The organism is Arthrobacter sp. 24S4-2 (assembly GCF_005280255.1).
In the GTDB taxonomy this organism is placed as follows: domain Bacteria; phylum Actinomycetota; class Actinomycetes; order Actinomycetales; family Micrococcaceae; genus Arthrobacter.
Map to the genome: position 1 here is coordinate 3,632,141 of NZ_CP040018.1, position 12,693 is coordinate 3,644,833.

Sequence of the window (12,693 nt, forward strand, 5' to 3'; positions counted from 1 at the left end):
CGAATCATCCCGCTTAGCGGGTCATCGGTTGACTGCCAGCTGTGCCAGCAGTTCCGGGCCCCGGGCATCGAGCCATTTTCCGCCAAGGCGTACCCCCGCAGCGAAGAGGACAAGGCCCAGGATCGGACCCACCGCCAGGTTGATCCAGCCGGCCACCGGGCTGTGCGTCACGGACTGGATGATGATCAGCACCGCTTCCGGCAGCACGAGCAGCAGCAGGACTCCCATCCCGCCAAACTGGACCGCCATGGTCTGCGCAACGTTGCCCGGCGGTTTCTTGAACGGGCTGTCCCCCGGCAACGGAACTGCCACCGTATAGCGTGCGGAAATGACGGACGCCAGGCCGAGTCCGGTGAACAGGATTCCCAGCGACAGCCCAAGCAGCGCCGGCAGCCATTCCCATTCGCCGGTGGCGAAGAACGGTCCGATGCTGAACACCAGCACGATTGGAAGGGCAAAGGCCAGGCAGGCCAGGGCACGCCCCAGCCTGTCATCGACGCCGCGGACGCCGCTCGACAAATGAAGGGCGAAGGCGGTGTTGTCGTACGAAACATCCGCGGAAATGGACCATGCCAGCAGGAAGGCGGCCAGCGGGCCGATGATCGCCAGCACGCCGTAGTTGCCGGTCTGGCTGGCCTGGAACAGCATGAGGACGGGCAGCAGCGGAATCACCACAAGGGATCCCGAATAACGGGGATCGCGCATCCAGTATGTCAGCGCCCGCGCCGTGATGGCGCCGGTGGGCGTAGCAGGCAGTACACCGAAGAGGCCCATCCGGCCCGCCCGTTTCTTCCCGCCCGCAGAGTAGGGCGGCGTGACCAGGGCCCTTTGCAGGAGCACCTTCCAGCACCAAGCCAGTCCCGCCAGCGTTGCCAGTGCGATCAGCAGCTTCAGAAGCATGGGCAGGAAATGGCCGCCCGCCGCGTCGCCGCCTAAGGACCACGCGGCTCCGGCAGGGGTCCACGCCAGGATCCGGGCCAGCCCCGGCATGAAGGCGGCCGAACCGGCGGCCCCCTGGGCGACGAACGCCACGATCGGCCCCATGAGCATTAGCGGAACCATAAAGGCCAAGGCACTGACGTCCTTGAACCGCCGGGACGATGCCAGGCCGGCAGTTGCCGCCGTGACCGCCTTGGACAGGACGATGCACGTCAGCACACCAAGGACGGCTCCGACCAGCGCGGCGGCCACGCCCGTCACTCCCCGGCTCCACGTGCCCACGGTGGCCAGCCCAACGAGGGTTGTCGCAATCCCCGGGATCCCGATCAGCCCGCCGAGGGCCAGCCCGGCCAGCAGCTGCGGCATGGGCACGGCAGCGGTGGTGAAGCGTGCAGGGTCCAGGGTCATGTCGGCTGAGGACGCAATGACGGGAACGATGCCCCAGCCAAGGAAGGCAACGGACCCGCCCAGCACCACCACTGTCTGGGCCAGCTCCGGTTCCGCCGTCCGGAGCAAGAGCAGCGCGACGCCGAAGAACCCGGCAATTCCGACGGCGTACAGGCCGCCGATAACCAGGCCGAAGAGCTGCCACGGGCTGCGCCGTAGGCTGTTGCGCAGGAGCGTCAGCTTGAGCCTTAGAAGGTGCGCAACCATTCCAGCCCCTCCGTCTGGCTTCGTCCGCCCACGAGCTGCACAAAGCGGTCTTCCAGGGACGCGCCGTCCCGGACTTCATCCACCGTGCCGGCGGCCAGCACGCGGCCGGCGGCCACCACAGCCACGTGGTCGCACATCCGCTGCACGAGGTCCATCACGTGGCTGGAGACGATCACCGTTCCGCCGGATTCAACGTAGCGGTCCAGGATGTCCCGGATGTTTGCGGCCGACACGGGGTCCACCGACTCAAAAGGCTCGTCCAGCACGAGAAGCCTTGGCGCATGGATGAGGGCCGATGCCAGGGCGATCTTCTTGGTCATGCCCGCCGAATAATCCACCACCAGGGTTCCGGCGTCGGCGCTGAGGTCAAGGGCGGCCAGGAGCTCCGCGACCCTGACAGACACCACGTCCTTGTCCATGCCCCGCAGCAGTCCCGCGTAGCTCACCAGCTGTTCGCCTGTGAGCCGGTCGAACAGCCGGACGCCGTCGGTCAGGATTCCCATGAGTTTCTTCGCTTCCAGCGGCCTGGCCCAGACGTCCACTCCGTGCACCAGGGCCGTGCCGAAGTCCGGCCGGAGGAGTCCGGTGGCCATGGACAGCGTGGTGGTCTTGCCGGCACCGTTGGGACCCACAATCCCGTAGAAGGACCCCGCCGGAACATCAAGGCTGATGCCGTCAACGGCGATCTTGCCGCCGAAGCGTTTGGCGAGGCCGCGGATGGCCAGGGCCGGAACGGGGTGCGGCTGCTGTCCGGCGGACGGACGCAGCTCGGGTTGCGGTTCAGTCATGGTGCCAGCGTAGTCTCCCGGATGCGACGGGAGGATCGTCCGAAAGGGTTACTTCCTGGCGGGAGTTACTTCCTAGAACGAGTGGCGCGGGATGGCCCGTTCATACTGCGGCGCCCACGGGAGTTCGTGGCCCAGCTCGAAGGCCGCGCGAAGCCACCAGTGCGGGTCACGGAGGGCGGCGCGGGCGATGAAGACGCCGTCGGCCTGGCCCGTGGCGACGGCGTGTTCGGCCTGTCCGGGAGAGGTCAGGAGTCCTACGGTGCCGGTGCGGACGCCTGCCTCGCGCCGGATCCGGGCCGCGAAGCCTGTCTGGTAGCCGGGGCCGGCGGGAATCTGCTGGTGCGCCACGGCGCCCCCGCTGGAAACGTCCACCAGGTCCACTCCGTGTTCCGCAGCGGCGCTGGCCAGCCGGACTGACGCGGCGGCGTCGATCCCGCCCTCGGCCCAGTCCGAAGCGCTGATCCGCAGCAGCAGCGGCATCGAATCGGGGATGACGTTCCGCACCGCGTCCACCACGGCCAGGGTCAGCCGGTTCCGGCCGGACTCGTCCCCGCCCCAGGCGTCCGTCCGGTCGTTGATGAGCGGGCTCTGGAACTGGTGCAGCAGGTAGCCGTGGGCGCCGTGGATTTCGATCGTGTCGAAGCCGGCGTCGACGGCCCGGACGGCTGCGGCGGCGAAGTCGGCAATGACGCCGTCAATGTCTGCCGCTGTCATGGCGCCGGGGGCTGCATAGCCGTCGAACGCCTTGGTGCCGGGCCCCACAGTCTCCCAGCCGCCGTCGGACGCCGGCACTGAGCCGCGCTTCCCCGAGAAGGGCCAGTAAGTGGAGGCCTTGCGGCCCGCGTGCGCCAGCTGGGTGCCGACCTTGGCGTCCGCGGCACCGTGACGGTGTACAAAGGCCGTGATCCGTTCCCAGCCGGCCGCCTGCTCGTCGTTGTAGATGCCGGCATCGCGCGGACTGATGCGGCCTGCGGCATTTACCGCGGCTGCCTCCGTGAGGATCAGCGCAGCGCCGCCGGCGGCAAAGGACCCCAGGTGCATCAGGTGCCAGTCATGCGGAACGCCCTCGCCGGTCTCCGGATCGCAGCTGTACTGGCACATGGGCGAGACCCATCCACGGTGGCGCAGTGTCAGTGAGCGCAGCTCCAGCGGGGAAAAGAGGGCCGAAGCCATCAGAACAGCACCCGGGCGAGCCCCTGCCGCGCCTTGGCCACGCGTTCGTCGGACGGACCGACCACTTCGAAGAGGTCCAGGAGCCTGACCCGGGCAGTCTCCCGTTCCGGGCCGAAGTTGCGGCCGATGAAACTGACGATCCTTCCCAGAGCGTCCTCAATGTGGCCGCCCGCGATGTCCAGGTCGGCCACGCCCAGCTGGGCGTCGAGATTGTCGGGCTGGTCGGCTGCGAGCTGGCGCAGCGCGTCGCCGTCAGGACCGGTCAGGGACTCCAGCCGCCCCATCAGCTCCACCTGGGCAAGCCCGGCCTTTGCCTCGGCATCCGCGGGCATCTCCAGCAGCGCCTGGCGGTAGGATGCAGCGGCCGCGGCGTAGTCGCCGGCCTCGATGGCATCGAACGCGGCCTGGTGCAAGGGTGGCAGCGGGGCAGGTTCCGGTTCGGCGGCGGCGGTTCCGGCTGCGCCAAGGCTGCCGGTGACGCCGTTGGCGGCGGCGACCTTAAGGAGCTCGTCCAGCAGGCTGCGCACCTGCTGTTCGTCAGCGCCGCCCTGGAACAGCGGTACGGGCTGCCCCTTCACCACTGCCACGGCGGTGGGAACGGCCTGGACCTGGAAGGCCTGCGCCAGCTGCGGGAAAGCGTCTATATCGGCAGCACCAAGAACCAGGCGTCCGCCGTAGCTGGTGATGATGTCCTCGAGAACGGTGAGCAGCTCCCCGGAGGCGGGCGAATAGCTTGCCCACAGGCCGAACACCACGGGAACCTGGGCCGAAAGTTCCACAAGCTGCTGGAAGTTGGCCTCGTTGACCTCGACGCGCAGCGGCTGTCCGCCGGTGTCCGGCGCTGCGCCGGGGGCGGCGGCTGACGGGCCGGAAGGCGGCTGAGCGCCGGCGGGTGACTGCCCACCCGCCGGTGGCGCGGGGCGCTGCTTCAGGCTGGAAAGATCCACGGCGCCACGCAGGTTGAGCTGGCTGGCAGCGGCTGGAGGGACTGGACGGGAGGCTGGCGAACTCATAGCTTCCACTCTAGCCACTCCGGCCGCTGCTGGTCATACCCGGGGTTGGGGCTACTTGAAGCTGGCTCCAACGAGACCGCGGGTGGCGGCCACGAGCTTCATCGGATCCTTGGAACCGGCGGGCGGGATGTAGACGGCCATGGACTCGGCAAAGTTGAGCACCATCCCGGAGCTTGTTTCCTTGCCGCCCGCCAGCACTGCTGCGTCGTCGCCGATGGCCAGCTTGTCGCCTTCGGCCTTGGGGGTTCCGTCGAAGTCGAAGTTCAGGCGGCCCAGGACCAGGGCTCCGCCGTCCGCGGTGCGGAACACCACAGTCTCCTCGGGAGCCACCTTGTGGGTGAAGCTGAAGTTGCCGTTGACGCCGGCCTTGGCCACGTCGGCCTGGTACGCCAAAGTGTCGGCGATGTACGGCGACGACTGGCCCTCCACGAGCTTGTCCTTGAACGTCGAGTCAGCCTTGCTCAGGCGGTCACCGAGGCCGGCAAGGGCTTCCTCGCCGCTGTAGAGCAGCCCGGATTTGTCGTTGGCGGCAAGGGTTTCCGTGCCGGTCCTGCCGATGGCCGGGAAGGTGGTCCCCGGCTGCAGCGGGGTGGTTTTGACGAGCTTGTAGTTCTCGCGGGGAGACTTCTGCACGAGGGTCAGCAACTGGGGCACAACGTTGCCCTCACCCTGCGTGACGGCCATGACCGAGCGGGGCCACGCGCGCTTGCTGGTCACGACTGTGGTCAGCAGCTTGGTGGCGCGCACCGGCATGCGTGCCTCATAGGCGCCAACCTGGGAGCGGATCTTGTAGTTCTGCGTGCGGACCTCAAGTTCGGTGCGGTCCACGCGGGTCTTCAGCTTTGCGGCGTCCTTGGCGGCATCGCCGGCATCAACTGTGTTCGACACCTGTTCCAGGATCCGGCGGAACTGGGCATCAAGCAGAACCGGCGAGTCGGCGGCCTTGTCTTCTCCGGCGGCCGCACTCGAGGACGGCGACGGGGCGGGGGTGGCCGCCTGGGCAGCCATACCTGTGCCTGCGACGATCGTGGCAGCCAGCGCAGCCATGGCAACTCCGGTGCGGGCAACTGCGGTACGGGACGGGCCTGCGGCAACCGACGGGGCGCCGTCCTGCTTGACGGCAGGCGCCGGGTTTTCGGCGGAATCCCCGGCGGCATTCTTCGCACGGACGCGGGCACGGGCACGCCGGGCGAACTTGCTGCCCAGCGACTCGCCGGTGTCGTCGCCGCCGACGCCGGCGGGCTGGCCGCCCTTCGGTTTGAGGACGAGCAGGGCCAGGCCTGCCAGCATCAGGAGTCCGCCGAGCACCATCAGCGGAACGCCCCACGGAGTGGAGGTGTCGTTGGGGAATGTCATCGAGATCGACGACGGCGCGGGCTTGGTGCCGTCCGAGGCAAGCAGCAGCGACCAGTCGCCGTCGGCCGGAGCATTCCAGGTGTAGTTCAGCTCGCCGCTGGCGTTTTCCGTGGAAACCCAGAGATCGGACCCGGCGGGCGACGGTGCTGCCGCTTCGCCGTCAGTTTGCGATACCTGGAGGGACGTGTTGTCCTCCGAGACGCCCGACACGGTGTTGTGGGCTGTCTTACCGACCCAGGCGTCGACGTCGTCGGGGCGGCCTGCTGCCAGCATGAAGCTGCCTTCGCCCTTGACGTTGATCTTCACCGTACCCCCGTGAAGGGTCCGCAACTTTTCGTCGATGACAGTCAGGGGGCGGCGGTGCCGTCGGCGGGGGCCGAGACCGTTACGGTCTCGGCCGGGGCCCATACGGTCTTCTGTCCTACGCCGGCCAGCAGTGTCAGGAGGCCGAGCAGCACTAGTGCAACTGCAGTCTTGAAACGCAAAAGGATACCTATCATCAGCGGGGGTTTACTTTCAATAGTAACCGTTTTGTTACCAATGAGTCAGATCGGGGCTTTGTTCCCAGCCTAGGGCAATCGGCCGCTGCAGCCGTAAACCCGGGCGCTGGCAAGCCTGCTGATAGTGTTTGCGATGATCATCACACCGGCCCGCAGCGGCGGCGCCATGAACGGTAAAGGGCCTTAAAACGCAGTGACTGAACACACGGATTCGTCCGCCCCAGGACAGGAAGACATGGCTGGATCCGGTGCCCAGAACGGCGGAGCGGCGGGCATCCAGCCGATCCGGAGGCCGCTGCTGCGGGGCTTGGCCGCGTCTGTACTGCGCAGGCTGCGCCAGCCGATTCCCGGAGCCCAGCCGCGGCTCCGCTTCGAGATGCCGCCCGACCTGGCTGCCGAGCTCGAAGCCGAAGACACGGCCGGGGCCCGTTTCGGAGACCCGGGACCGAGGATGTCCGCCCAACATCCCCTATATATGGGTTTCATGGGAACCGTGGGCGTCGGCCTTGCCCTGCTGGTCTACTGGATCGGGTCCAACACCACGCAGCTGCTGCTGTGGATCGTGACCGCGCTCTTCATCGCACTGGGCCTGGATCCGGTGGTGCGCTGGCTGGAAGGGCGCAAGCTGCCGCGGCCCATCGGCATCCTGGTGGCGGTCACGGTCCTTGTCTCCGCCGTTGTCGGGTTCTTCGCCACGCTGATCCCCACCATCGTCCAGCAGGTGACCCAGGTTGTGCAGGAGGCGCCCCGCTGGATCCAGGACTTCATTGATTCAGACTTCTTCCGCAGCGTCGATGACCAGTTTGGCGTTCGGGAGCGCATCAGCCAGGAGCTGGAAAAGTTCGTTAACAATCCTGATGCCATAGGTGGCATCTTCGGAGGAGTCGTCGGATTCGGTTCGACGGTGGCCAACGGGCTCTTCGGAACCCTCATAGTCCTGGTGCTCAGCCTCTATTTCCTCGCCGCACTGCCGTCCATGAAGAAGTGGGGCTACCGGCTGGCCCCGCGTTCCCGCCGGCGGCGCGTGGAAGCACTTTCGGAAGAGATCACCGGCTCGGTGGGCAACTACGTTATCGGCCAGGCCTGCGTTGCCCTCCTTAACGCGACATTCGCCTTCATCGTGATGTCCATCGTCGGCGTTCCCTTTGCCGTCCTGCTGGGCTTTGTCGTGGCGCTGCTGGCGTTCATCCCGCTGGTCGGCGGAATGATCGCCGGCGTGGTGGTAACGCTGATCGCCCTGACTGCCGGCTGGCAGACCGCCCTCGTGTATGCCATCTGCTACTTTGCCTACCTGCAGTTCGAGGCGTACTTCATCTCGCCCCGCATCATGCAGAAAGCAGTGGCGGTGCCCGGTGCGGTGGCCGTCATTTCCGTCATAGCCGGCGGCAGCCTGCTGGGCGTGCTGGGCGCACTCATCGCCATACCCACCGCGGCGGCCGTCATGCTGCTGGTCAAGGAAATCTTCATCACCCGCCAGGACAAACACTGACCCTGTGTCCTGCCACTAACCAGGACAGCCGCCCCGTGGGTCCACGGGGCGGATGTCCTGGTTTTGGCCGGGTTCCCGCTCAGGGTGCCGCCGAGGCGACCGGTCCGTTCCATTCCTGCGGCAGGCCGTCCGGCCCCGCTCCCTGTTCCGTGACGTCGTCGACGATTTCATTGAGCACGCGGGCAGCGTACTTCTCCCCCACCCAGAGGTGCTTGGCGCCGTCGACCCCCACCAGGCGGGCCTGCGGCACCAGGCTGAAGCGTTCCGCGGCGGCGGCCGGCTGGAGGTAGTCATCGTGCTCCGGCACGAGCACCGTGAGGGGCTTGCCGGCAGACGCCCACTCGGACAGGTGCACGTCCGTGGCCCGGTGGAGCGGCGGGGAGAGCAGGATGGCGCCCTCCACCTGCGAGGCCACCGGTTCCGTAGCCCCGTACATGAGCGCAAGCTCCGTTCCGAACGACCACCCCACCAGCCAGCGGTTGGGGAGGTTCCTGTCCGCGGCGAACTGTACGGCGGCTTCGACGTCAAGGCGTTCCCCGATTCCCTCCTCGAAGCGGCCCTCGCTGGTGCCGCGCGGCGAACTGGTCCCCCGGGTGTTGAACCTGAGCACGGCAACGCCGGCCAGTGCAGGGAGCCGGTAGGAGGCCTTGCGGTACACATGGGAGTCCATGAAGCCGCCGTGGGTTGGCAGCGGATGCAGGGTGATCAGCGTTGCGGTAATAGCGCCCGATTCCGGGACTGCGAGTTCACCAACCAGCACATGACCGTCGTCCGTGCGTATTTCCACGTTTTCCCGGCGGGCCGGAAGCACAGTTGAGGCCCGGATTGCTGTTGCTCCGGAGGGCTGGCTGAATTCGAACGACGCCGGGTCAAAAGTCATGCCTAACAGCTTAGCGATACCGGTACGTGCGTGAGGTCCAGCAGTTGGAGTGCCAGTGCCGCCGTTCGGACAGGCCGGCTGCAGCGCCGAACAGATGGTCCTCCGACCACACCACCAGGTGCTCCACGCCGGGGAGGACCGCTGTGGAGCAGCCCGGGCAGATATACGACTTTTCGGCCCGCTTGGCCGTCATTGTGCGGACCATCCATTCACCGTCGGGGGCGCTTTCCCGCCGGGCGATGCCCGACCGGGCACGCTCCAGGTCCAGCTCCGGCACGGGGCCCGTGGCGTGCTTGCGGCTGGCCTGTCCCAATTTTCCGGAGGCGGCACGGCGGGGGCGGTTGGAACGGGGCATGGTTCCATTCTGCCCCAGGCTGTGCCCCGCGCTGTTCCTGCATTGGGCTCAGACGGTAGTGTTTACCGGGTGCGTTTAGTCATAGCCCGTTGTTCTGTTGATTATGTTGGCCGGCTCAAGGCCCACCTCCCCTCGCCACCAGGCTCCTGCTGGTCAAGGCGGACGGTTCCGTCCTGGTCCACTCCGACGGCGGCTCCTACAAGCCGCTGAACTGGATGAGCCCTCCGGCCAGCCTTCGCGTCTCATCACCCGACGAAGTGGACCTGGAACTGGGAGTCACCGAGCAATGGACTGTCCAGTCCACCAAAACCGATGACCGGCTGATCATCAACATCCACGAGCAGCTCCACGACACCTCCCATGAACTGGGCCAGGATCCGGGCCTCATCAAGGACGGCGTTGAAGCGGACCTGCAGCGCCTGCTGGCCGACCAGATTGAGCGGCTCGGCACGGGCTTTTCGCTTATCCGGCGCGAATACTTCACCGCCATCGGCCCGGTGGACATTCTGGCCCGGGACGCCGATGGCGCCACGGTGGCCATCGAGCTCAAACGGCGCGGCGACATCGACGGCGTTGAACAGCTGACGCGCTACCTGGAACTTCTCAACCGGGATCCGCTGCTGGCACCCGTCCGCGGCATCTTCGCCGCCCAGCAGATCAAGCCGCAGGCCAAGGTCCTGGCCAACGACCGCGGCATCGACTGCGTCACCCTGGACTACGACGCGATGCGCGGCGTGGACGACAGCGAGTCCCGCCTCTTTTGACCGCGCGGTCATCCCCTAGGCGTGATGTGCTGTCATATGGCCGCGGTTCACATGGGCTTTACGCAAAATTTATCGAATTCCCCGTTTTGCCCGTTGACCTGACGCAACGCACATGAAATTCTTATATAAGTCTTTGTGTAGGTGTTTTTCATGCTCGCAAGACATGTTGCGAGCGCGAAGCTTCTGCAGCTAGTGTCCGGTTCCACCGGGCGGCAAGCCAGGATTCTTCTCGCAGAGTGACCAAGGACGGCACGAAGTGTGCCGGACTTAACCAAGTTCCACAATGAGGAGAAATAAATGGCACAGGGAACCGTCAAGTGGTTCAACGCTGAAAAGGGCTTCGGCTTCATCACCCCGGATGACTCCGATGGCGATGTCTTCGTTCACTACTCGGAGATCCAGACCGGTGGATTCAAGACCCTCGACGAGAACCAGCGCGTTCAGTTCGAGATCGGCCAGGGCGCCAAGGGCCCCCAGGCTACCGGCGTAACGCTGGTCTAGTCCTTCGTAGGGTTGCCGCCCCCGGCGGCGTCCAACAATCAATGATCCCCGGCATTCGTGCCGGGGATCATTTTTTTGGGCTATTTCCATTGCGGCGCCGGCGCATTGTTCTTGTCACAAATGTTTTCGAAACCTGAAAACATACATTCAAGACGTTCCGTGCGCATTACCCAATTAGCGACTCTTCATAATTCAGGGTGTAGCAGCGGCCTGAAGCAGCCGGTCTCGAGTAGCGATCTGGCGATGTAGTTGGTGAGGTTGCGGAACCCGAGGGCGGAGCCGCGGAGGTGTTCGAGTCGTCCGTTGATCGCCTCGGTTGGGCCGTTGCTGGTGCCGGGTCGGTCGAAGCAGGCGAGCACGTCGACGGCGCGCTTCTTCAGCGTTCGGCCCAGCGTGATCACCTCGCTCAGCGCCGCGGGAACGCCTGCGCTGACCGACCCGATCAGGTTCTCCTTCAGCTCGCGCCCCTTCGTTCGATCCGGGTGACGGGAGGCGGCGATCATCCGCTGGTAGATCCCCCAAGTCGCCTCGACTTCGACATGCTCTTCGGCGGCGAACAGGGCGGTGAGTCGGTCCTTCTGCTTGTCGGTGAGTAGGTCGGCACCGGTGTGCAGGGTCCTCCTGGCGGCGTAGAGCGGGTCGTCCTTGTGACCGCGGTGGCCTTGGATCGCGAGTTGGACCCGACGCCGGCACTTGTCGAGCGCGTCACCGGCTAGGCGGACCACGTGGAAGGGATCCATCACCGCGACCGCTGCGGGGATCTCCTCGGCCGCGGCGGTCTTGAACCCGGTGAACCCGTCCATCGCGACCACCTCGACCCCGTCGCGCCACGCCTCGGGGCGTCCGCTCAGCCACTGCTTGAACGCCTGCTTCGAGCGTCCCTCGACCATGTGCAGCAGCCGTGCTGGGCCGGTGCCGTCCCGGATGGGTGTGAGGTCGATGATCACGGTGACGTACTTGTCGCCGCGCCGGGTGTGCCTCCAGACGTGCTCATCGACGCCGAGAACCTGGACGCCGTCGAGCCGGTGCGGATCGTCGATCAGGACCCGCTTGCCCTCGGCCAGGACGGCGTCGTTGGCGGTGTTCCAGGCGACCCCGAGTCCTTCAGCGACACGGGCGACGGTCAGGTGCTGGCGCACGATGCCTTCGAGCGCCCACCGCAGACCACGCCGCGAGAGCTTCGCCCGCGGCTCAGCAGCCAGGCTGGAGTCCTGGCGCCACACATGCCCGCAGCCGGAGCACCGATAGCGACGGATCGTGACCACCAACGTGGTCGGCCGCCAACCCAGCGGCTCGTGCGCCAGACGCCGGGTCACTGTGTCGCGCGGCGATCCCTCGCATCCGCAGCGACGACACCACCTCTCATCCGACCCGTCGGGCTCGACGACGTGACAGGCCAAGACAGCACGGTCCGGCTCGAACCGCTGCCCGGTCACTTCGAGACCGAGCTCGTCGAGTCGGCAGAACACGGTCAGATCAGGGCAGGCAAAGCCCGCCCCAGGGGTAGCGTCAGGCACGTCGAGGTCTTCCGGATGGGCCGTGTGAGAACTTCCATCTTCGGGAGACCTCGACCCCTACCCGGCCACCGACGCGCCGACCACCGCCGCCGACGACATCACACGCCCGCTACTCACGACTCGCTAATATGGGGCACACCAAAGCAAAGGAGAGCCCCGTGGGCAAGGTGGTCATGTACAGCTCGGTGTCGGTGGACGGCTTCGTCGCGGACGAGAACGACCAGCCCGGACCGCTGTTCGACTGGTTGTCCAGCGGTGACGTCCCGTTGGACGAGAGCGGCGAGGTGAAGGTGTCGCAGACGTCCTACGACTACACCCGGCCGTACTGGGACCAGATCGGGGCGACAATCGTCGGCCGCCACGTCTTCGACATGACGGACGGCTGGGACGGGAAGCCTCCGGGCGGGGTCTACCACGTGGTCGTCGTGACGCACCGGCCGAAGCCCGAGGGCTGGGACCCCGAGGCGCCGTTTCACTTCGTCGACGGCGTCGAGGCAGCCGTGGCCAAGGCGCAGGAGCTCGCGGGTGACCGCATCGTCGAGGTCGCGGCTGGCGACGTCGGTGGCCAGGTGCTTGCCGCGGGCCTGGTCGACGAGGTGCGCATGGACGTCGTACCCGTCGTGTTCGGGTCCGGCAAGCGCTACTTCGGATCGGTCCACGCACAGCACCTGTTGGAGGATCCCGACGTGGTGATTCAGGGCAACCGGGTGCTTCACCTGCGCTATCGGGTGCGCCGTTGACCGATCTGAGCGGGTACGCGAAGA

The 12,693-nt window shown here is 66.5% G+C and carries 10 protein-coding genes and 2 pseudogenes; 4 read left to right on the top strand and 8 right to left on the bottom strand.

Annotated elements, in window-relative coordinates:
- Positions 1-21 precede the first annotated feature (21 nt).
- The 5 genes and pseudogenes from FCN77_RS16895 to FCN77_RS16915 all read right to left on the bottom strand — a co-directional run bounded on the left by FCN77_RS16895 (position 22) and on the right by FCN77_RS16915 (position 6,423).
- Complete coding sequence (locus FCN77_RS16895) at positions 22-1,593, bottom strand: transporter (RefSeq protein WP_137323198.1); 1,572 nt, start codon at positions 1,591-1,593, stop codon at positions 22-24.
- Positions 1,575-2,381, bottom strand: a complete 807-nt coding sequence (locus FCN77_RS16900) for an ABC transporter ATP-binding protein (protein ID WP_137323199.1) — start codon at positions 2,379-2,381, stop codon at positions 1,575-1,577. Before FCN77_RS16900 ends, FCN77_RS16895 begins: the two co-directional genes overlap by 19 nt.
- 72 nt (positions 2,382-2,453) lie before the next feature.
- Positions 2,454-3,554, bottom strand: coding sequence for an NADH:flavin oxidoreductase/NADH oxidase (locus tag FCN77_RS16905; RefSeq protein ID WP_137323200.1), 1,101 nt, complete (start codon positions 3,552-3,554; stop codon positions 2,454-2,456).
- A complete protein-coding gene (locus FCN77_RS16910; RefSeq protein WP_137323201.1) occupies positions 3,554-4,567 on the bottom strand; it encodes a tetratricopeptide repeat protein in 1,014 nt (337 codons plus the stop codon). Before FCN77_RS16910 ends, FCN77_RS16905 begins: the two co-directional genes overlap by 1 nt.
- Positions 4,568-4,618: 51 nt before the next feature.
- A pseudogene (locus tag FCN77_RS16915) lies at positions 4,619-6,423 on the bottom strand (hypothetical protein).
- Positions 6,424-6,658: 235 nt separating this feature from the next.
- On the opposite strand from FCN77_RS16915, the gene FCN77_RS16920 reads away from it, so the two are divergent.
- Positions 6,659-7,912 (top strand): AI-2E family transporter, encoded by a 1,254-nt coding sequence (locus FCN77_RS16920; RefSeq protein WP_137323202.1) that lies wholly within the window; start codon positions 6,659-6,661, stop codon positions 7,910-7,912.
- A gap of 79 nt (positions 7,913-7,991) precedes the next feature.
- On the opposite strand, the gene FCN77_RS16925 is transcribed toward FCN77_RS16920, so the two are convergent.
- Both FCN77_RS16925 and FCN77_RS16930 read right to left on the bottom strand, forming a co-directional pair.
- Entirely contained in the window at positions 7,992-8,792 is an 801-nt protein-coding gene (locus FCN77_RS16925) for an alpha/beta hydrolase (RefSeq protein ID WP_137323203.1), read from the bottom strand.
- A 10-nt stretch (positions 8,793-8,802) separates the two neighbouring features.
- Positions 8,803-9,147 carry an ATP/GTP-binding protein gene (locus FCN77_RS16930; protein WP_137323204.1) on the bottom strand — a complete coding sequence of 115 codons (345 nt, stop codon included), beginning with the start codon at positions 9,145-9,147 and terminating at the stop codon, positions 8,803-8,805.
- Positions 9,148-9,216: 69 nt separating this feature from the next.
- Here FCN77_RS16930 and nucS point away from each other — a divergent pair.
- A pseudogene (gene nucS / locus FCN77_RS16935) lies at positions 9,217-9,911 on the top strand (endonuclease NucS).
- Between the two features lie 297 nt (positions 9,912-10,208).
- Positions 10,209-10,412, top strand: a complete 204-nt coding sequence (locus FCN77_RS16940) for a cold-shock protein (protein ID WP_011692441.1) — start codon at positions 10,209-10,211, stop codon at positions 10,410-10,412.
- A gap of 185 nt (positions 10,413-10,597) precedes the next feature.
- Here FCN77_RS16940 and FCN77_RS16945 read toward each other — a convergent pair whose 3' ends face one another.
- Positions 10,598-11,929 (bottom strand): ISL3 family transposase, encoded by a 1,332-nt coding sequence (locus tag FCN77_RS16945; RefSeq protein WP_137323205.1) that lies wholly within the window; start codon positions 11,927-11,929, stop codon positions 10,598-10,600.
- A gap of 158 nt (positions 11,930-12,087) precedes the next feature.
- On the opposite strand from FCN77_RS16945, the gene FCN77_RS16950 reads away from it, so the two are divergent.
- Positions 12,088-12,669: a dihydrofolate reductase family protein gene (locus tag FCN77_RS16950; RefSeq protein ID WP_137324824.1), complete on the top strand. Its 582-nt coding sequence runs from the start codon at positions 12,088-12,090 to the stop codon at positions 12,667-12,669.
- The last annotated feature ends 24 nt before the right edge of the window (positions 12,670-12,693 follow it).

Coding starts and splice junctions, on each gene's coding strand:
- FCN77_RS16895 (WP_137323198.1), bottom strand. CDS start 1,593: ATGGTTGCGCACCTTCTAAGGCTCAAGCTGACGCTCCTGCGCAACAGC.
- FCN77_RS16900 (WP_137323199.1), bottom strand. CDS start 2,381: ATGACTGAACCGCAACCCGAGCTGCGTCCGTCCGCCGGACAGCAGCCG.
- FCN77_RS16905 (WP_137323200.1), bottom strand. CDS start 3,554: ATGGCTTCGGCCCTCTTTTCCCCGCTGGAGCTGCGCTCACTGACACTG.
- FCN77_RS16910 (WP_137323201.1), bottom strand. CDS start 4,567: ATGAGTTCGCCAGCCTCCCGTCCAGTCCCTCCAGCCGCTGCCAGCCAG.
- FCN77_RS16920 (WP_137323202.1), top strand. CDS start 6,659: ATGGCTGGATCCGGTGCCCAGAACGGCGGAGCGGCGGGCATCCAGCCG.
- FCN77_RS16925 (WP_137323203.1), bottom strand. CDS start 8,792: ATGACTTTTGACCCGGCGTCGTTCGAATTCAGCCAGCCCTCCGGAGCA.
- FCN77_RS16930 (WP_137323204.1), bottom strand. CDS start 9,147: ATGCCCCGTTCCAACCGCCCCCGCCGTGCCGCCTCCGGAAAATTGGGA.
- FCN77_RS16940 (WP_011692441.1), top strand. CDS start 10,209: ATGGCACAGGGAACCGTCAAGTGGTTCAACGCTGAAAAGGGCTTCGGC.